This window comes from Nitrosomonas ureae (assembly GCF_900206265.1).
GTDB classification, from domain to species: Bacteria; Pseudomonadota; Gammaproteobacteria; order Burkholderiales; family Nitrosomonadaceae; genus Nitrosomonas; species Nitrosomonas ureae_C.
On the sequence record NZ_LT907782.1, the window covers coordinates 773,275 to 791,846 of the forward strand.

The window sequence follows — 18,572 nt, forward strand, 5'->3', positions numbered from 1 at the left end:
GATAAGACATTGAGAACTCAGAATATAGAGCCAGAGCCACGGTATGTAATTTCCGGAAAGAATGAACGCGTAAAAATACCCTATAAAAACGGTTATTGAGTGATGATCATGATTTACGATTTTCTGAGTCTAAGGAACGTTTAGCGCGTATTCTTCTGATTTCCTTGGGATCAATAACCAGCGGCCGGTAAATCTCGATTCTGTCTCGTGACTGCAGTGATGTATGCGGTCCTACCAATTTTCCAAAAATGCCCAGCTTATTTTTTGCCGGATCTATTTCGGGAAATTGCTTCAAAAATCCCGAAAGCGCTAAAGCCTCACCCACCGTACAGTTACCCGGCACCGTCATTTCTTTCAAAACTTGAATATCCGGCAGGGCATAGACGATTTCAACCTGGATTACTGCTGTCATCGTTTGCCGTAGATGACTTCCGCCCGTTCAATAAAAGATTCCACAAAACTGTTTGCGATCATATGAAATACCGGACCCACAAGCTTTTCCAGGATTTTATTTGAAAAAGTATAATGCAAGCGAAATTTTATTTTGCAAGCATTTTCGGATAATGGAATAAACTGCCAATAACCATCCAAATGCTCAAAAGGGCCATCCAGCAGGCTCATTTCAATCAAATCAGGCGGAAAACGCTTGTTCTTGGTGGTAAAGCTATGCTGGATATGATGATAATTGATTTTGACTGTCGCATGCGTGGTTACTTCATCCTGAGGATCCACCGAGGTACCGCCGCACCACGGAAGGAAATCCGGATATTCCTTGACATTATCAACTAATGCAAACATTTGCTCAGCTGAATATTCAACCAAAACTGATTTTTCTATTTCTGCCATAAAAGTAAATCACCTCACATCGGTGAGGAACACTGAAAAACTGATAAAATATGCTTAATTTTAGTCATTCCCACTGCTTAATCCCTGTATGAGTATAGTACAAAATAAAAAAGCTTTTCACGATTATTTCATCGAGGAAAAGTACGAAGCAGGCTTGGCACTGGAAGGGTGGGAAGTTAAATCCATACGCGATGGCCGAGTTCAGCTGAAAGAAGCCTATGTCATTATTCGGAACAGCGCATTATATCTCATTGGCAGTCATATCAGCCCGCTTAAGACAGCGTCAACGCACATTAATCCTGACCCGGTACGAACCCGTAAGTTGCTGCTGCACGCAGAACAAATTAAACGGCTTATCGGCAAAGTCGAACGCGCCGGATATACACTGGTTCCATTGGATATGCATTATAAGACAGGCAGGATCAAGCTGGAAATAGGCTTAGCCAAAGGCAAAAAACAGCATGATAAGCGCGAATCCGAGAAGCAAAAAGAGTGGGAACGCACTAAACAACGCTTGATGCGTGACAAGTAAAACAATTCATCTTCATCTACCGATTTAATTTTATTCAATAATTTTTATGACTATGCAAAAACCTATTGCGATCTGGTTACTTATTTGTTGTGCCATGGTATTTGCCATGATAGTGGTGGGTGGCGTTACGCGATTGACCGATTCAGGGCTCTCAATTGTCGAATGGCAACCTATCGTGGGCACCATGCCCCCGGTCACACAGGAAGATTGGGACGTATTGCTCGAAAAATACCGCGCTACACCGCAGTATCAAAAAATCAATAAAGGCATGAGTGTCGATGAATTTAAAAACATCTTCTGGTGGGAATACTTTCATCGTTTACTGGGACGGCTTATCGGGATAGTATTTTTTGTCCCTTTTGTTTATTTTCTGATCAAAAAAAGAATCGACCGATCTTTAGGAATCAAGTTGACCGGCATATTTATACTGGGGGGATTGCAGGGGTTGATGGGATGGTACATGGTCATGAGCGGTTTGGTTAACGATCCGCATGTCAGCCAGTATCGGCTTACCGCACATCTTGGGTTGGCTTTTGTGATTTTCGCCGCGATGTTCTGGGTTGCCCTGAGTCTACTCACTCCACAAAGCGAACACCCCAAACCCAATGAAAAAATTCAAAATTTACGCAGATTTTCTTATAGTCTCACGTCATTGATTTTTATCATGATTCTTTCCGGAGGATTTGTTGCCGGTATTCGTGCTGGCTTAGCTTACAATACCTTCCCGCTGATGAACGGATACTTGATTCCGCCAGACCTTTTTATTCTGGAACCCTGGTATCGAAATTTCTTCGACAACATCACTACCGTCCAATTCGACCATCGATTGATTGCGTGGCTATTGGCTTTTTTAGTTCCTCTTTTTTGGTTTAAAACACGCAAAGTCGAACTATCCGGCACTACACGCCTTGCTTGCAATCTTTTCTTATTGATGCTGGCAGTACAGATCAGTTTGGGTATCACAACTTTATTGCAGGTGGTGCCGATCCATCTGGCAGCATCCCATCAAGGGGGCGCAGTGCTGCTATTTGCGGCATCGTTGTGGGTTAGCCACCGCTTCCGGTAGTACTAAAAAAAGCCGGGCAAATTTAATTGACCGGCTTTTTTTAGTATCAATAGAACATAAAATTCTGTCAAAGCGCCTCGAACACACCTGCCGCGCCCATTCCACTCCCAATGCACATGGTCACCATGCCGTATTTTTGTTTATGACGTCGCAATCCATGCAGCAATGTGGCCACCCGGATTGAACCGGTGGCTCCCAGTGGATGCCCCAATGCAATTGCACCGCCCAAAGGGTTCACTTTATTTCGATCCAATCCCAGATCGCGAATCACTGCAAGGCTTTGCGCCGCGAATGCCTCATTTAACTCGATCCAATCCAACTCATCCTGCTTGATGCCGGTTTGTGCGAGCACTTTGGGAATCGCTTTGATCGGGCCGATCCCCATAATTTCAGGCGGAACACCCGCTACCGAAAATCCAATAAATCGCCCGATCGGGGACAGATTGAAACGTTGCATCGCAGCCTCACTCATCAGAACCACCGCGCCGGCACCATCTGACATCTGCGAGCTATTTCCCGCAGTTACCGAGCCCTGGGCAGCAAAAACCGGTTTCAACTTCGCCAATGCATCCAGACTGGTGTCGGCACGGGGTCCTTCGTCAGTATCTTTGATGACAATTTTCTCACGCACTTGGTGCGTAATCAGGTCGGGGCGTTTCTCATCCACCGGATAAGGTGCAATCTCCTGCTGGAATTCGCCGGATTGGATAGCTTTGATAGCACGCTGATGACTGGTCAGGGCAAATTCATCCTGATCTTCGCGCGACACTTTCCATTGTTCGGCCACTTTTTCTGCCGTCATACCCATCCCATAAGCGATCGCCACATTTTCCTCATGCGCAAACATCATCGGATTCATGGAAACTTTGTTACCCATCATCGGTACCATACTCATGCTTTCGGTACCTCCCGCAATCATCACGTCGGCTTCTCCGAGGCGAATGCGATCCGCAGCCAGCGCCACCGACTGCAAGCCCGATGCGCAAAAGCGATTGATTGTCATACCAGCCACATTATCGGGCAAACCTGCCAATAACAACCCCACACGCGCCACATTGATGCCCTGCTCGGCCTCCGGCATGGCACATCCAACAATTACATCATCAATTGCTTTCGGATCCAGTCCTTCGCATTGCTTCATCACTGCACGCAGCACATGCACCAGCATGTCGTCAGGGCGTACATTCTTGAACATGCCGCGCGGCGCTTTTCCCACCGGAGTACGTACAGCAGCTACAATATAGGCTTCTTGAGTTTGCTTGGTCATAGAATTCTCCGTGAATCGTGATATCAGTTTCTAAGTGGCTTGCCGGTTTTAAGTGTATGTTCGATACGCGCCTGGGTTTTGGCAGTTGCCAGCAACTCCATGAAGGCTGCTCGTTCCAATTCCAGAAACCAATCTTCATCGACCAGGCTGCCGGGGGTTAAATCACCGCCACACATGACATGCGCCACCTTATTCGCGATCAGATTGTCATGCTCGGAAATAAAACCGCCTGCGCGCAGATTAACCAACTGACTCTGGATCGTTGCAATCCCGGCGTTACCCGCTACCGGAATTTCCCGCATGCGCAGTGGCGGACGATAACCAGCTTCTGCAAGTGCCAGCGCCTGCGCTTTGGCCACGTACAATAATTCAAAACGATGCATCACGACGGTATCGGCATGGCGCAAATAACCGAGATCCTTGGCTTGCTCCGCACTTTTCGCCAATTCCGCCATCGCCACGGTTTGAAAATAGTGTTTGAGCGATGGGAAAGGATCGCCGTCTTTGGCATTTTGCGCCGCGCGCATGGCAAACTCTTTGCATCCGCCACCCGCAGGCAATAACCCTACACCTGTTTCCACCAAACCAATATAACTTTCCAGCGTTGCCACCGCACGATCGCAATGCATGACAAATTCACATCCGCCACCCAACGCCAAGCCATCCACGGCCGCAACCGTCGGAATCATCGAATAGCGCAACGCTTGTGAGGTTTGTTGAAATTGCTTGATCATTCCTTCCACTTCTGCCAGTTTCTTAGCCATCAGCACATCGGCAAGATCCAGTTCCCGCGCCACTTGCAGCACCGTTGCCTGGGCCGACTTCTTAAATTTTTTAAGAAACGATTGAAATGCGCTCGGCGGCTGCGGTGGCGCAGGGGGTTCACTGTCCTGCTGCGCATTTGGTTTAGGCCGCTCGGTGGCCTTCTGTAAGTTAGCGCCGGCAGAAAACGGCGGCTCTGTTTGCCAGATCACCAGGGCGCGCCAGTTCTTTTCAGCTTCCTTAATAGCCTGCTGCACACCTTCCAGTACATCAATGCCAATCGTGTGCATTTTGCTCTTGAAACTGAGGATAGCGATGCCATCACCGTTATGCCACATTCTCACGGCATCGGTCTCAAATATGGTTTTTCCATATATCACTTCTTCACCGATCAATCGATCAGGGAACAGTTGGCGTTGATACACGGGCAGTGCGGAACGCGGTTGCAGCTCCCCGGAAGCGGGAGCAAAAGAACCTTGACTGGTATGCACGCTTTGTTTGTCGCTTGCAGCGATCGTTTTAACCCATTGTGGCAACGGTGCCTGACTCATGCTTTTGCCAGCAGCGATATCTTCCTGAATCCAATTAGCAATTTGCTTCCATCCCGCTGCTTGCCAGATTTCAAACGGTCCCTGATTCCAGCCAAACCCCCAGCGCACCGCCAAATCGAGATCACGCGTATTATCCGCAATGGCTTCCAGCTGTACTGCGCAGTAATGAAACAAATCACGGAATATGGACCACAAAAACTGTGCTTGCGGCTGCTGGCTATTGCGCAGCGCAGCAAATTTTTCTGCGGGATTGCTGTATTTCAACAATTGCTTCAATTCATCATCCACTTCAGCCGCAGACAAACGATAGGTTTGCGATGGCAGATCAAGCACATGAATTTCATTTTTTATTTTCTGATAGACCCCACGCTTGACTTTTTCACCCAATGCCCCTGTTTCGATCAAACCTTGCAACCAATCCGGCACGGCAAAATAGCGATGCCAGGGATCATCCGGCAACGTATCGCGCATGGTATTGATGACATGCGCCAAAGTATCCAAACCGACCACATCCGCGGTGCGGAACGTTGCGCTTTTGGGACGCCCAATCAAGGAACCCGTCAGCGCATCGACTAGATCGAATCCAAAATCAAATTCCCGGCCATGATGCATGGTGGCTAGTAACGAAAACACGCCGATGCGATTGGCGATGAAGTTGGGAGTGTCTTTAGCGCGTATCACGCCTTTGCCCAGATAAGTCACCAGAAATTCTTCCAGGTGATCAAGCATTGCCCCATCGCTGGATTGACAAGGAATCAATTCGACCAGATGCATATAACGCGGCGGATTAAAAAAATGTATGCCGCAAAAACGATGGCGTAATGTTTCCGGAAAAGCTTCGGCCAGTTGATTGATCGATAATCCCGAGGTATTACTAGCAAAAATCGTATGCTCCCCCAGATAAGGCGCAACCTTGACGTACAGATCGCGTTTCCAATCCATACGTTCGGCGATCGCTTCAATCACCAAATCGCAATCTTTGAGCTGTTCCAGATGTTGATCGTAATTGGCCGCTTGGATAGAGGTGGCTTTGGTTTTGATCGACAGTGGCGCGGGCTCCTGTTTTTTAAGCTTCTCCACCGCCTTGATCACATTGGCATTGGGATTATCCGCCTCGCCCGGCAACTCAAACAACAATGTTTCGATATTGGCATTGACCAGATGTGCCGCAATCTGCGCGCCCATTACGCCAGCGCCCAGTACCGCAGCTTTCCGTACTAAAAAACGTTGATCTCTCAATTTCGCCTCCTGCTTGATCCGGTTATGGATATGGAATAAGACACTGTTTGTATCGATCGTGGCTCAAAGAGTACAAGCATGAGACCCAAAGCGCAAGCTTGTTTGTTGTCTGAAATCCGAGATACCGCTCGCGTACTCTACACTGCCCGCTCCTGAGCGTAAAAACCGCAATTGAAAAAATCAACCCCAGATATCCGCAAACTTCTCCGCGTTAAACCCCACGGTTGCACGCTTTCCATCGGTAATCAGCGGTCGCTTGATCAGACGGCCATTACCCCCAAGCAGCGTGAGTATTTCCTTGTCAGATAAGGCGGGCAATCGCGCCTTGATTTTTAATTCGCGGTATTGCACCCCGCTGGTATTAAAAAGCTTATTCAATGAAACATTGGCGCACGCAACAATCGCAGCCAGTTCTTCCGCAGTTGGTGGATTTTCGGTGATATCGATAAATTCGTAGCTGATTCCGGTTTGCAATAAATATTGCTCCGCCTTGCGGCAGGTATCGCATTTTTTATAACCGTAAAATTTGAGCATGATCTATTCACCGCCTTTCGGTCCCCAGAACACCACCCAGGTACAAAAATCCGCTGAGAAATTTTCAAAACGATGCTCCACATGGGCGGCAACAAAAAACACCATACCGGGTTCAAATGAATGACGTTCGCCCGCCACCACAATCTCACCGTGACCGGAGTGGATGAAATATAGCTCATCCTGATCATGCGGCGTTTGTATATCCGTATCCTTGGGCGCATAAACTTCCACCGACATGGTGCCATGTGCGAATGCCAACGTAAAAGGCTCGCCCATCGGCCATTCCGCACTGGCCTGGCCGGGAATGCGTTGCATCAAATCAATTAATGTTGCTTTCAGCATGTGGCCACCTCTTGTTGTGTCAAAACTGCATAAGTTGATTACGGGGCAAGTATAAGTGAACTCGATAGCCAATACCACAACGGGCTTGACACAACTGCAAGGTTCCTTATTAAACGCATCCCATATTGCAGCTTCTCTAAGTTTCATCGGCATGAGCTGGGAAGGATTTGTAATTGAAAATATTCTGAATACTATTGATCAGAATCAGGATAAACCTTATTTTTACAGAACTTCATCCGGCAATGAAATCGACCTAATACTAGAAAGATCAGAAAAGTAAACATGGGCAATTGAAGTGAAAAGAACACTCTCCCCATAATTTACCAAAGAACTCCGGCTCGCAAGCCAGGATATTGCAGTTTCAAGAAACTTCATCATTTATCCCGGCAGCGAGCGTTTTCCTTTGGTGGAGAATACTTCGGCGGTAGGTCTAGCAAATTTCCTGAATACACTCATGATGCGCAAGTAAGCAGCACAATAAGCAAAACTTAGTGCTCAATTTTTGCCAGATAGTTAACTAATTATCGAATTCCTGTGAGTTTCATTTATCAGCGCAGTAGTAACATTAGGGTGCTCCACTAATCCCATCATACTGAATAATCAAATTTTCTTTGGTGCAAGCTTTTCGAATATAGCTGCAAACTGGTTTACAAGATAAGGTGCAAAAAGTGTCAGTCCGGCAACTAAGAAATTGACAATATTTTCGGTATTTGGCATTTTCCCGGTTCTTGAAAAGGAATATACGGCGAAAATCCCAAATCCCAAAAACATCAATAAAATTACCATCATCCCTACAAGTGCAATCATTCGGCTAGAGCTTGCCCGCAATTCAGTAATCATCACCGGATTTCCATTCGCATCAAGCCTCGGCTTAAAACCTCCATTGCCATCTGCTTCCAGAGATGTAACTTTAGCTTCTTCGGACAGTGCATCAGCCAATGACCATTTTGAGTTCGAAAGAGCAGATCGAATCAGTGCGACGCTGATTAATGACCCCATAAAAATAACGCTTATTACTACATAAATAAACCATGGCTCCGCCGCAATCCATTCTTTGGATTGATCTGAATCCGTTTCTTTTATTCCTGTATTTTTTATACCCGTGCCTTCATTCTTAACCGCATCTCCTTTAACTTCACTTTGACCTGCGGATTGAGGCTGAGCTGCAGCGCCGCTTGCTGGAGGTGCAAGTACCTCTGCAGCATGTGTATTAAAAGAAACCATAGCCAAAATAATCACCAACCATATTGCGATATTCATCCGCATCTTCATTGCATTCTCCTTTAAATATAAAACGCTCTCATTCATAGCCTAAATAATGAGATTTGGTTAGTGCAGCATTTGGTCTATTCTTAATCTAAAAATACGTATCTACGAAAAAATTCTGATGTAGCTTTTGACTAGATTAGGAGCACGCTCTTTCGCCCAGACACCGTCACCGCTTTCACTGTCTCTATCTCCTTTTCCATTCGTATTTCCTTCGATAGTTTTAATTTTGCTCTTGATGGAACTCTGATCTTCGGCCACTAAACCAATATGAGAAAAGTCGTAAACAACAAAATCTCCCGCTTTCGCCTTTTCAGTTTTTGGTAATAATGCAATCTTGTGTTGTTTTGCCCATTTCTCCCATCCAAATGCACTGGCATCCCGGCAACGCCATTTTTCAGCTAATGAGAATGTTGCAAGACCCAAAGCTTCTCTCACTTTCTCGTCTTCTAGCCATTCCCGCATTATCCAGGCCGTAAATGCGGCGCACCACGGCCACGCTCCCGGTGCCAACCATGTAGCCCCTTGGTATTCAACGATTCGTGCCCCGGTATTATTTTTCAGGTCTTCACGAGTACCCACTTCAGCTCTGGCAATTTCAACAAGTTTTTCGATATTCTCATTCATTTTACTTATCCTTTAATTTTTCCTTCTCAAGAGTGTCTCTATAACTAGCTAAAAAAGCGGGTGCAATCTAAGTATATGAAAAAATAAATTGTTCAGAGTAAAATCCTACAATATGGCCCTGATCCCATTTGCTTACTTAATTACGCTGAATAGCAACTTCAAATTAAACTTATTAAGGGCGAATCAATAAGCAATTAATAAACTGATCTATAAGGAGTTATTCCAATTTCTATGCTTGATTAGGATGAATTTTATTAAATTCCGTTAAAGCGTCAGTACTTAACTTGATTATCTCATCAAGTATTTTCTGGTTTGTGTTTAGCTTATCAACCGCAGCAATCAGCTGCTTTAATAGATCCAACTGTGCAGTAGATGGTGGATTTATGGCATCTTTATTTGCATCAAATGCTGCTAATTTTGCATCTAGCAATGCTTTGTCTGCTGTTAATACGAGAATTCTTCTGTCATTTTCTGCAACCTCTCCCGGAGAAACATTTGGTTGTCTATTGCGATTCCTTAGCTTCGAGATTGAATCCACAATACCTTCTCGTGCTATCTGATAGCTCTCATAATAGTCCTGTAACTGCAAGCCAGTCATTTCATTTTTTTTAAACATATTCTTTTCTCCTTAAAATATTTATATTTTCTTCCCGGACTAAAGCCTTGGTGAAGTTTCAAACAGTGAATTACTTGTAACGCTACTTATCAGAGTCTTTATTTTTCTGTTTTGTCTTCTTTTTTGTCTGTAGCTGTGCCTGATGCTGTTCTAGCGGTACGAATATCATTCAGTACGGTAGAAAAGAAACTAGTCAGAAACTGCAACTGCTCTTCATATGTAGGCTCTTTAGCCAAAATACCGAGTTTTTTAGAAATAGTTGACAAATCATTTTTTGGAATAACTAATGGTTGCTGTGAAGTTAATATATCCTTGTTTATTGATGCCTGCTTTAATTGGATTGACTGCTGGTATTCTTGAATTGCATTGGAAGTACGTCCCAATTCTTCCATCAAGATAGCGTAGCTGGGTTTGTTTTTTTCTCCAGCGATTACGGCAGCAGCTTGTGCACCTTGTCGATAGGTTTCGAATGTAACTTGCTGTCGTTCAGCTTCTTTGCTAAGCAATGCAATAGCTTTGACTCTCTTTTCTGCTATTTCACGTCTGTTCCCAGCAAAGTTAGATAGTTCCGAATTTACGAGAGAAGAGTTTGCTGCGGTTATTCTGGCTAATTCACGCACTTCAGACGTAGATGAACAGGCAGCAAAAAATAAGCTCGCTGAAAAAACCATAGCAAATTTGAACATAGATTTTATTGGTAACATTAGTTTAAAACTCCTCCAGCAATAGTAAATAAGCCCGCAGCTTTAAGTGCTTCGATCATCAATTTTGCGAGTTCTTCCCTTTTCATGCCTGAACCATGGTAGGCAGCCAGTGCGTTAACTGGCTGCTTAATGGCTACCTCCCACAGTCGAAGCGCAGTTTCTGAAGCATCTAATGCTTGTCCATGCTCAATGTCGAGTAACCGGTATTTAATTTCGTGTATCAAACGCTGTGACCCCGTGGATGCATTCAAAAATCGTGTCATCGCAATCACCATATGACGGCGCGCAGGTTCATTGATGGATCTTTGATACAAATCTGATAGTTTGATTTCATTATTACCGTTTGCCTGACGCGCCCAGTTTATGTGTTGTTGAGACATCATTAAACTTTCTATTTCATCAAGAGCAGCAGCGCGTTTCTGTTGAAGCAAGGCAATTATGGATTTGGTTCTGTCAATTTGTTTTTCCGCATCTTCTTTTAACGTCATTAGCCGCTCTTTTTCAAACAATAAGGCGTTAATTGGTGGCAACGCTGTAAGTGCTTCAATCCCAACAAACCGACCAGCGAAACTGGGAAGTTGAGCGACAACAGTCAACGCCTCTTTTGTCTTTAAACATTTTTCTTTTTCTTCCGGTTTTACTTCAGAGCAATTGAGTTTTCCTTCGTCCAGCTTGTCTTTAGCAAGCACATCTAATAAAAGATTAATGTTATCGATTTGTAATTTTGTAGCACTTTGCTTGCCCAAAATTCCTGTTTTAGAGAGTGTGCCAAGCGCCTCCTTTAATTGATCCGCTTTGTCATTGATTTTCTTTGTTACATCCGAAACATCTGTTTCAGCTTGTTTGAGAGCTTCTTTATATTTTTCGAGAGCTTTGTCATATGCTTCTTTTGCATCCCCCTTAGCCTTCTCTTGCTTTTCCATTTCTTCATTTGCTTTGCTTTCTTCTTGAGCGATAACACTAAAAATACCACCTATTTTTGCCAATTCTTTCCAAGCCTCCTGATGCTTCTCGCATCTTTCTTTAAAACTTTGCAATAAGCGCCTAACATCTGCATTTGATTTAATTGATTTTGCTGCCGCTTCATACTTATCAATCATTTTGTTATCGACAACAAATTTTGCATCGACTCCTATTCTGCATTCAGGCGCAGATGTGGATAGCAGCTTACTAAAACGCTCAACAGCTTTACTCAAATTTTCCAGGGTATCGTAAAATTCATTAATACAAACAGTGAACGGAACTGGAACTGTATCTTTATGACAAGTTAAAAGAATTGTATTTTCATGACCAGTAAGTTCGAGCAATCGATCATTAATCATTCGTTCTTGTTTTTTGCTTAATGATTCTGCTTCGGGTGCTCCTGGTATTTTCCTGTCTTCCAGTAATGCACGCAGTATTGTATTGCGCCCAATCAGAGCAGCCTGCGCAACTATTTCAAGTTCGTGATCTAATAATTTGGCTTGATTTTTACGTTCTTCTTCAAGAATCGCTTTAAAGTTGATTTCATCACTGGTCTTTTTTACTAATGATGCTGTAGCGTCGTTATCTGGGTTATAAAAATGGATACCAGCGCAACCAGTTAAACTAATAAATCCAATTAAAAACACTAGATTTGTCAGTAGACGAACCAATTGTTGCAAACAATCCTTGAAGTGTTTTTTTCTTTTCGAGATATCCCTGTTCACAAAAAAATCTCCTGTCATATTGTGTTTTGTTGATTTCATTTTTTGTACACTTTGTACTTTTACCCTAACAACTCTTTGGTATTCTTTTGCGATCTGACGGTTTATAGGTTTTATTTGTTTTGTCAGTTATTCCATAAAACGATCAACCTTTGTATGATGAATCTTAATAGCGTTATATAACAATATGAATGAAATAAAAATAACCCAATTGAGTCATTTTGAATAAGTAAATACAAGAATTACAATTGAAGAAATTCCCTTATGCCAGTTTCACCAGCATTTCACTGCGTGTCGAAACACCCAATTTGCTGTATATACTTTTGATGTGGTTGCGTACGGTGTGATAACTAAGACTAATCTCTTTGGCAATATCCTTGGGAGAGTTACCTTGGTAAATCAGCGTGGCAATTTCAAGTTCGCGGCTGGTTAGACCTGTTCTATCTAACCGGTTGAAGATTTTTCCATTTTTGTTCGTAACGCGGGATAAATGCAGGAAATAAACATCTTGTTGATAATCGGCATTCGAGTGAATTAAAGTCAGTTTGATTTCATAGAGACGTTTACCTAGTTTTGACAGAAAGCTGTAGTATCCGATTTGATTGCATTGAACAAATTGAATAAGATTCAAGGCTGTCGAAAGAAACAAGTTTAGTTCCGGCCCGATAGCTTTTACAAAGGCTTGGCTTTGTAAAAGAACCGCACCATCATTCCGAATGGCGACGACCGGATCAGCATGATTCGACCAAAAGTTCTGTACTTTCCTGCGATTCAGTGTTTCTTCGCGAAATAATATGAAATTCAGCGCCTGTAACAGAAAGGGTCTAAGTATTTTCAGCAGTTCGATTTCACGTTGACTGAAAATTTGATGATGATTGGTGAGCCGGCAAAAATAAAACCGGAATGCGGATTGATGCCCCTCATCAAAAACTGTAATAAGCGTATAGTTGTGATGTGATTGCTGCCAGGACTGATCGCAAGAATGATGACAATTACTCAGACCGTCAAGACACTCAACAAGATTAGAAGAATGGACCGGCAGTGACATATTCACGTTAGCGCATATAAACCCTTCTGCTGGCAAATTCTGCAAAACAACGTGTAAGAAACGTTTCCACCCTTCTTGACAACATGTCGACTGATTAATGCTGTCAAGCAACTGCAGCGTATTTCGTTCGCCTGCAAACCGTCCGTAGAACACACCATTGCATGCCAGCAGTGGCAATAATGCCACTTTCAATACCTGATTAAATTCATCCCTGGTTTGGCAATTATTCAACCAATTGATCGTAGCCAACGCTATCTGATGATCCCTACACGCAAGCGCATCCCAACAAATTTCTTTATCCATGCTCCTACTCCCACTTTCTTTTTAGTATTTATGAAGCATTTTTAATGAGCAAGAAAAGTGTATCTCATCCAAAAATATAGTGGTTGTGAGAATTCTCACAAAGAAAGAAGTAATACTGTAAAACAGGATAGGCTATTTGAGTTCTCGGATTAACAAATAAATAATGATCAGGAGCAAGCTCAATCCGGCATTCCAATAGCAATAATGATTACTACCGGAACGATGAAACAGTCATTCCAATAAATATAGCCGCTGCTCCATCCATTGCACTATATTCTCCAGAAGCTCCGTACGTGCCGGTTCTTTTAAGAATAGATGCTGGTGATACTGTAGATTGGAAAATATCAGAACCTCGTTATCAGGATGAGACTGTAAGGTTACACGGGCAAAATCCCTACTGCCCCATGCCGGCGTGATCGGATCTTGCTCCGAATACACCAGATAATACGGTGTCGAAAATTCTTTCATGTGACGGCGGAAATTTACAATCTCCGCTTCAATGCCTTTCACAAAACGCAGCAAGGTACGGCGGACAATCCAGCCATCAGCACGCAGGCGTGCTTTTTCTTCCTCGCTATCGGTCAAATAATCCTGCACCCAATCCGGAGAAACCGGCGACAGAAAACTGCGCAAGCCGGGCCAGGATGCTATTTCAAACAGGCCATCCAGGAGAGGTACAGTCACCAGCGCTAATGCTTGATTGAAAATTAACGCGGGCAGGGTTTCATTCTGAGGGCGCAGAAAATGCGTTTCGGCGTGAAAAGACAACCTGATCAGAGGATTTGCCATCCAACCGCGCCACCCCGGTGGTTCGCTGACAGCAAACGCCGGAGCCAGCAAAACGATTCCCTGCACCCGTTTGAGCAATGACTTTTCGTCGCGCAATTGCGTCAAGTAAGAAGCGGTCACCAAGGCGCCCAAACTATGCGCGATAATAAATACCGGGCGCTCTGACTCACTTTCTGCATCGCATAGCGCGATCGTTTCTCTGAGCGCACGATCCAGATTGCGCCGAAGCGGCTCCAAATCTTTCAATGGTACTTGCGCCAGATAAGCATCACTGACCGACTGTCTGCCCGAACCGCTGGTCAATGCTGAATCCGCTTGTAGCAGCACCGGATTGGAAAGCCCATGCGCATAATGATCGAAACCAACAACCAAGAACTTCCGCGCAAAATACTGCGCCACCTCGCCATAGCGCCCGATATGTTCGTTCATACCGTGAACCAGCAGCGCGCAAGCTGGCGCTGAGGCATGATTTGCTGGTGAAAGCATGCGCAGAAGTAACGGACCATCACTCTCCGGCTGATCAACACGAACTTCTTTTCCCCAGCGAGGATAAAGCTCACTGACAAATTTTTGATGCACACAACCGGATAGCAGCAGAAGCAAAAATATTCTTGTCAGAATTGCCGCTTGACCATTAGGATTAAGATAATGCATGTCAGGGGCGGGGCAGCATGTCCGCTTTGCGGTCATGCCCTTCCCGTCAGTCAGAGGTGCGACCCATAAACGCTAATTGAGGATAAGTTGAAGAGTAAAAAGTTAAGTATTATGATTTCTACTATCCTTAGCTAGTGAGTAAAATAATGAAGAACAAAATAATATTTCGTATGCTTCAATCGGCACTATTAATTATTTTTCTAATTATATGGTTTTTATTTTCAGCAGATCAAAAATTGTTTGTACATGGTTCTTCTAATTTTTCTAATCCGGACTTAGACGAAAAAAGCAATTCCAATTCTTACGGATACGAATCCCATCCTTATCCCGATAATAGCAAACGAGATGATAATGAAAGGGAACTACGATCTTATGATAGTCCAGGAGAAGCATCTCCTGGACTATCATCTGAACCCCAACAAGAAATTGGTGATCCTTGCACTTTAATAAAATTACCAGTATGCAATGAGTAGAAGATAAATGACTTTACATCAATTGGATAAGCTATCGAGTATAGCTTTATCAGTTATTTCTACATTCGCGATCATCACTGGAGGAATTTTTGGGTTGGTTGAATATATGGGACATAAAGAGGACTTGAGAAAAAGTGCGAGCCTAAATCTAGTGACTAACTATCATTCTGATGTGTACTTAAAAAATACCGAAAAATTACAAAATATTTGGAGTAATCATTATCCAAATTTAATCATTTTGTCTAATGACAATATCCTTCATAATAAAGAAAAAATAATTGCATATAATAAATTTGTTATCGAAATGGTTAGTAAGGAAAGTATTTCTCAGGAAATAATTAACATTTTAAATTTTTATGAAAGAGTTGCTATTTGTGTAGAAGCGCAGCTTTGTGATAAAGAAGTTATTGATAACTTTTTCTTAAATGACGGTCGTACTTTTTTTAATAAATTTTACCCTTATATCTGCGCCTTAAGAAATCAATGGCAAGATAATAAACTTTGGTTTAAACCTGAAACTTATTTTAAACCGGGGATAACATTGTGTAATTAATGATTATGCTATTTAGAATAGAATTAATGTTTTTAGCATTCACACACTTGTGCTTCTCTCTTTTGGCATTTAATAATGCTCTTAAACATAGAGTGGAGTCGAGAGTCTTGACATAAATAAAATTGCCACGCAAATTTTCTGCTATATCTTCCGTCATAAATCGGGACTGTATATGAACAGCTCGCACTTATTGATTAACCGAAATCACCGTATCGAGAGCGTTTTTTTCTGCTGAACATCGGAAGAACCAGGCCCAGAAATATCCCACCGCATAATACTAAAGCCCCGGCAATAAACCAATCCTTCTGGTTGTGGTTTTCCAGTTCACGGTTTTCCAGTTGCAACGCAATGAGGCGCTCTTCAACTGTAATCAGTTTTTCATGCAATTCCTTGTTTTCTTCGTCAATGAGCAGCACATTGGCGGAAGTTTTTTTAATGGATTCCATTTGCTCCACTAATCGCTTGTTATCGCTCTCGAGTGTTTTCAGGCGCTTTTGCGAGCTTTCATATTCATCCTTGACGGCTTTTAGCTGGGTGCGTATAGAGCCTTCGTCCACGTTTGTAAGGTCGATCTGCTTCACCATTTTTTCCAGTTGCGATCGGGCGTCAGGTTCGGCGCTCAAATAACGGCTCAGTATCCAGCCTTCCATGCCATTGGCAATTTTGACGCGCGTATGCCCGGTTTCTGCATCATTTTCCAGCACTTCCACGGGGGTGCCACTCTTCAACATTCTGAGAATCGCATGACTCAAGGTCGGGCCTCTGCGGAAGGTGACCTCCAATTGATCCGATACGTATCGGGTTTCAGCGGAAATTGAGACAGAATAGGGAAAGCAGACAATAAAACAAATCAGCAAAACGACATATTTATTTTTATTCATAAAATTTATCGGATGGGTTCAAGAATTATGCAAATCCTGATTAGAGAAGATGTAAACCAGGCAATGGATCCTAATAGGTTCTGGCTTTGGGTGGAAACGATTCGACTGTGAGCGGCTTCAGGCGGACAGGTTTGTAATCCAGCCGATGATCTTCACTGAAAAATAGCGTATGTTTCAACCATTTGACATCGTCCCGCTGCGGATAATCATCCCGCGCGTGGGCACCCCGGCTTTCACGCCGGGCTTCCGCCGAAATCATCGTGGCAATGGCCACTTCTTTCAAATTATCCAGTTCAAGCGCTTCAATCCGTGCGGTATTGAATATCTTGCTTTTATCCTTGATCTCCGTGCGCCCCACTTGCTCACCGACCTGGAGAATTTTCTCCACGCCTTTCTGCAGCATGTCTTCAAAGCGAAACACACCGCAATAGGTTTGCATGGTCTTGGCCAAGGCGGCATGAACCTGCGCGACACTCTCGCCATTTTGCTGGTTTTCCAATCGTGCCAGACGGTTCAGTGTTTTGTCCGCTGCATCCTCCGGCAGTGGTTTATGATGCGGGTGCGTTTTCAAGTCTTCAATGATCTGATTGGCAGCAGCACGGCCAAAGACGACCAGATCGAGCAATGAATTTGTGCCCAGGCGATTGGCGCCGTGCACCGAAACGCAGGCGCATTCGCCTACCGCGTAAAATCCGGAAACGACTTCTTCCGGGCCGGTTTTATACGGCGCAACGACCTGCCCCAAATAATTGGTAGGAATGCCACCCATCATGTAATGCGCGGTGGGTACGACCGGGATCGGCTCATTAATAGGGTCGACATGAGCAAATTTAATCGCCAGTTCACGGATGCCCGGCAACCGGGTTTTAATAATTTCACTACCCAGATGATCAAGCTTTAACAATAAGTGATCACTTTCCTCGCCACAACCACGCCCATCCTTCATTTCCGTAGTCATGGCGCGTGAAACTACGTCACGGCTGGCTAGATCCTTGGCATTGGGTGCGTAGCGCTCCATGAAACGCTCGCCTTCCCTGTTCAGCAAATAACCGCCCTCACCTCGCACCGCTTCGCTGATCAAAACGCCCACACCGTACACGCCCGTGGGGTGAAATTGCCAGAACTCCATATCTTCCAGCGGAATCCCTGCGCGTGCGGCCATGCCCAGGCCATCGCCGGTATTAATCAATGCATTGGTACTGGCTTGAAAAATCCGTCCGCCACCACCTGTGGCGAATAAAGTCGCCCGCGCCTGCAACACCAGGATTTCCCCGGTTTCCATTTCCAGCGCAGTGACGCCCAACACATCGCCCTGTTCGTCGCGAATCAGATCCAGCGCCATCCATTCGATAAAAAATTGCGTGTTGGCGCTGACATTTCGTTGATACAGGGTGTGCAACAATGCGTGACCGGTACGATCAGCCGCAGCACATGAACGCGTGGCTTGCGCACCGCCAAAGTTCTGTGACTGACCGCCGAACGGGCGTTGATAGATTTTTCCGTTTTCCAGGCGATCGAACGGCATGCCAAAATGCTCCAGTTCGTATACCACTTCGTTGGCATGACGGCACATGAATTCAATGGCGTCCTGATCGCCCAGGTAATCGGAGCCCTTCACGGTATCGTACATATGCCAATGCCAATTGTCTTCGGTCACATTCCCTAGCGCAGCGGCAATTCCCCCTTGTGCTGAAACGGTGTGGGAACGCGTGGGAAATACTTTGGATAGCACCGCCACTTTCAATCCTGCTTCGGACAACTGCAGCGCCGCCCGCATTCCAGCACCCCCTGCTCCTACAATGACCACATCAAACTTTCTTTTGATTAATGACAC

20 protein-coding genes are annotated in these 18,572 nt (G+C 44.4%); 5 read left to right on the top strand and 15 right to left on the bottom strand.

From position 1 onward, the window contains the following. Positions 1-106: 106 nt before the first annotated feature. The gene (locus tag CPG39_RS03495; protein ID WP_013647847.1) at positions 107-412 is read right to left on the bottom strand and encodes an RnfH family protein; all 306 of its coding nucleotides are present in this window, start codon (positions 410-412) and stop codon (positions 107-109) included. Next, a complete protein-coding gene (locus CPG39_RS03500; protein WP_096292047.1) occupies positions 409-846 on the bottom strand; it encodes a type II toxin-antitoxin system RatA family toxin in 438 nt (145 codons plus the stop codon). The genes CPG39_RS03495 and CPG39_RS03500 overlap by 4 nt, the downstream gene beginning before the upstream one ends. 88 nt (positions 847-934) lie before the next feature. Between CPG39_RS03500 and smpB the strand changes: the two genes are divergently transcribed. Next, entirely contained in the window at positions 935-1,378 is a 444-nt protein-coding gene (gene smpB / locus CPG39_RS03505) for an SsrA-binding protein SmpB (protein WP_096292048.1), read from the top strand. A 52-nt stretch (positions 1,379-1,430) separates the two neighbouring features. Continuing rightward, complete coding sequence (locus CPG39_RS03510; RefSeq protein WP_096294243.1) at positions 1,431-2,444, top strand: COX15/CtaA family protein; 1,014 nt, start codon at positions 1,431-1,433, stop codon at positions 2,442-2,444. A gap of 67 nt (positions 2,445-2,511) precedes the next feature. On the opposite strand, the gene CPG39_RS03515 is transcribed toward CPG39_RS03510, so the two are convergent. The 4 genes from CPG39_RS03515 to CPG39_RS03530 form a co-directional block, all read right to left on the bottom strand. Further along, positions 2,512-3,711, bottom strand: coding sequence for an acetyl-CoA C-acyltransferase (locus tag CPG39_RS03515; protein ID WP_096292049.1), 1,200 nt, complete (start codon positions 3,709-3,711; stop codon positions 2,512-2,514). A gap of 23 nt (positions 3,712-3,734) precedes the next feature. Next, entirely contained in the window at positions 3,735-6,263 is a 2,529-nt protein-coding gene (locus tag CPG39_RS03520) for a 3-hydroxyacyl-CoA dehydrogenase/enoyl-CoA hydratase family protein (RefSeq protein WP_096292050.1), read from the bottom strand. A 180-nt stretch (positions 6,264-6,443) separates the two neighbouring features. Continuing rightward, positions 6,444-6,797, bottom strand: coding sequence for a Spx/MgsR family RNA polymerase-binding regulatory protein (locus CPG39_RS03525; RefSeq protein WP_096292051.1), 354 nt, complete (start codon positions 6,795-6,797; stop codon positions 6,444-6,446). Positions 6,798-6,800: 3 nt separating this feature from the next. Continuing rightward, positions 6,801-7,286, bottom strand: a complete 486-nt coding sequence (locus CPG39_RS03530) for a cupin domain-containing protein (protein ID WP_231990383.1) — start codon at positions 7,284-7,286, stop codon at positions 6,801-6,803. A gap of 4 nt (positions 7,287-7,290) precedes the next feature. Here CPG39_RS03530 and CPG39_RS15000 point away from each other — a divergent pair, with 4 nt between their 5' ends. Further along, the gene (locus CPG39_RS15000) at positions 7,291-7,419 is read left to right on the top strand and encodes a DUF4143 domain-containing protein (protein ID WP_419866141.1); all 129 of its coding nucleotides are present in this window, start codon (positions 7,291-7,293) and stop codon (positions 7,417-7,419) included. Between the two features lie 320 nt (positions 7,420-7,739). On the opposite strand, the gene CPG39_RS03540 is transcribed toward CPG39_RS15000, so the two are convergent. The 7 genes from CPG39_RS03540 to CPG39_RS03570 form a co-directional block, all read right to left on the bottom strand. Beyond that, positions 7,740-8,399: a hypothetical protein gene (locus CPG39_RS03540; protein ID WP_145956201.1), complete on the bottom strand. Its 660-nt coding sequence runs from the start codon at positions 8,397-8,399 to the stop codon at positions 7,740-7,742. Between the two features lie 111 nt (positions 8,400-8,510). Then, positions 8,511-9,032: a hypothetical protein gene (locus tag CPG39_RS03545; protein WP_096292055.1), complete on the bottom strand. Its 522-nt coding sequence runs from the start codon at positions 9,030-9,032 to the stop codon at positions 8,511-8,513. A gap of 229 nt (positions 9,033-9,261) precedes the next feature. Beyond that, complete coding sequence (locus CPG39_RS03550) at positions 9,262-9,648, bottom strand: hypothetical protein (protein ID WP_096292056.1); 387 nt, start codon at positions 9,646-9,648, stop codon at positions 9,262-9,264. Positions 9,649-9,746: 98 nt separating this feature from the next. Further along, complete coding sequence (locus CPG39_RS03555; protein WP_096292057.1) at positions 9,747-10,352, bottom strand: hypothetical protein; 606 nt, start codon at positions 10,350-10,352, stop codon at positions 9,747-9,749. Continuing rightward, a complete protein-coding gene (locus tag CPG39_RS03560) occupies positions 10,352-12,079 on the bottom strand; it encodes a coiled-coil domain-containing protein (protein WP_145956202.1) in 1,728 nt (575 codons plus the stop codon). Before CPG39_RS03560 ends, CPG39_RS03555 begins: the two co-directional genes overlap by 1 nt. A 220-nt stretch (positions 12,080-12,299) precedes the next feature. Continuing rightward, positions 12,300-13,388 carry a response regulator transcription factor gene (locus tag CPG39_RS03565; RefSeq protein ID WP_096292059.1) on the bottom strand — a complete coding sequence of 363 codons (1,089 nt, stop codon included), beginning with the start codon at positions 13,386-13,388 and terminating at the stop codon, positions 12,300-12,302. A gap of 231 nt (positions 13,389-13,619) precedes the next feature. Further along, positions 13,620-14,867: an alpha/beta fold hydrolase gene (locus tag CPG39_RS03570; protein ID WP_096292060.1), complete on the bottom strand. Its 1,248-nt coding sequence runs from the start codon at positions 14,865-14,867 to the stop codon at positions 13,620-13,622. A gap of 110 nt (positions 14,868-14,977) precedes the next feature. Between CPG39_RS03570 and CPG39_RS03575 the strand changes: the two genes are divergently transcribed. After that, positions 14,978-15,304: a hypothetical protein gene (locus CPG39_RS03575; RefSeq protein WP_096292061.1), complete on the top strand. Its 327-nt coding sequence runs from the start codon at positions 14,978-14,980 to the stop codon at positions 15,302-15,304. A gap of 7 nt (positions 15,305-15,311) precedes the next feature. Continuing rightward, a complete protein-coding gene (locus tag CPG39_RS03580) occupies positions 15,312-15,857 on the top strand; it encodes a DUF4760 domain-containing protein (protein WP_096292062.1) in 546 nt (181 codons plus the stop codon). 194 nt (positions 15,858-16,051) lie between these two features. Here CPG39_RS03580 and CPG39_RS03585 read toward each other — a convergent pair whose 3' ends face one another. Next, positions 16,052-16,738: a TIGR04211 family SH3 domain-containing protein gene (locus tag CPG39_RS03585; protein ID WP_096292063.1), complete on the bottom strand. Its 687-nt coding sequence runs from the start codon at positions 16,736-16,738 to the stop codon at positions 16,052-16,054. Positions 16,739-16,808: 70 nt separating this feature from the next. Continuing rightward, on the bottom strand, positions 16,809-18,572 hold the full coding sequence (gene sdhA, locus CPG39_RS03590; protein WP_096292064.1) for a succinate dehydrogenase flavoprotein subunit: 1,764 nt from the start codon (positions 18,570-18,572) through the stop codon (positions 16,809-16,811).

What these genes read in the sequence shown, in the direction of transcription:
- CPG39_RS03540 (WP_145956201.1), bottom strand. Translation starts at nt 8,399, where the DNA reads ATGAATATCGCAATATGGTTGGTGATTATTTTGGCTATGGTTTCTTTT.
- CPG39_RS03570 (WP_096292060.1), bottom strand. Translation starts at nt 14,867, where the DNA reads ATGACCGCAAAGCGGACATGCTGCCCCGCCCCTGACATGCATTATCTT.
- CPG39_RS03550 (WP_096292056.1), bottom strand. Translation starts at nt 9,648, where the DNA reads ATGTTTAAAAAAAATGAAATGACTGGCTTGCAGTTACAGGACTATTAT.
- CPG39_RS03575 (WP_096292061.1), top strand. Translation starts at nt 14,978, where the DNA reads ATGAAGAACAAAATAATATTTCGTATGCTTCAATCGGCACTATTAATT.
- CPG39_RS03555 (WP_096292057.1), bottom strand. Translation starts at nt 10,352, where the DNA reads ATGTTACCAATAAAATCTATGTTCAAATTTGCTATGGTTTTTTCAGCG.
- smpB (WP_096292048.1), top strand. Translation starts at nt 935, where the DNA reads ATGAGTATAGTACAAAATAAAAAAGCTTTTCACGATTATTTCATCGAG.
- CPG39_RS03560 (WP_145956202.1), bottom strand. Translation starts at nt 12,079, where the DNA reads ATGAAATCAACAAAACACAATATGACAGGAGATTTTTTTGTGAACAGG.
- CPG39_RS15000 (WP_419866141.1), top strand. Translation starts at nt 7,291, where the DNA reads ATGAGCTGGGAAGGATTTGTAATTGAAAATATTCTGAATACTATTGAT.
- CPG39_RS03565 (WP_096292059.1), bottom strand. Translation starts at nt 13,388, where the DNA reads ATGGATAAAGAAATTTGTTGGGATGCGCTTGCGTGTAGGGATCATCAG.
- CPG39_RS03580 (WP_096292062.1), top strand. Translation starts at nt 15,312, where the DNA reads ATGACTTTACATCAATTGGATAAGCTATCGAGTATAGCTTTATCAGTT.
- CPG39_RS03495 (WP_013647847.1), bottom strand. Translation starts at nt 412, where the DNA reads ATGACAGCAGTAATCCAGGTTGAAATCGTCTATGCCCTGCCGGATATT.
- CPG39_RS03510 (WP_096294243.1), top strand. Translation starts at nt 1,431, where the DNA reads ATGCAAAAACCTATTGCGATCTGGTTACTTATTTGTTGTGCCATGGTA.
- CPG39_RS03585 (WP_096292063.1), bottom strand. Translation starts at nt 16,738, where the DNA reads ATGAATAAAAATAAATATGTCGTTTTGCTGATTTGTTTTATTGTCTGC.
- CPG39_RS03500 (WP_096292047.1), bottom strand. Translation starts at nt 846, where the DNA reads ATGGCAGAAATAGAAAAATCAGTTTTGGTTGAATATTCAGCTGAGCAA.
- CPG39_RS03530 (WP_231990383.1), bottom strand. Translation starts at nt 7,286, where the DNA reads ATGAAACTTAGAGAAGCTGCAATATGGGATGCGTTTAATAAGGAACCT.
- CPG39_RS03525 (WP_096292051.1), bottom strand. Translation starts at nt 6,797, where the DNA reads ATGCTCAAATTTTACGGTTATAAAAAATGCGATACCTGCCGCAAGGCG.
- CPG39_RS03515 (WP_096292049.1), bottom strand. Translation starts at nt 3,711, where the DNA reads ATGACCAAGCAAACTCAAGAAGCCTATATTGTAGCTGCTGTACGTACT.
- CPG39_RS03545 (WP_096292055.1), bottom strand. Translation starts at nt 9,032, where the DNA reads ATGAATGAGAATATCGAAAAACTTGTTGAAATTGCCAGAGCTGAAGTG.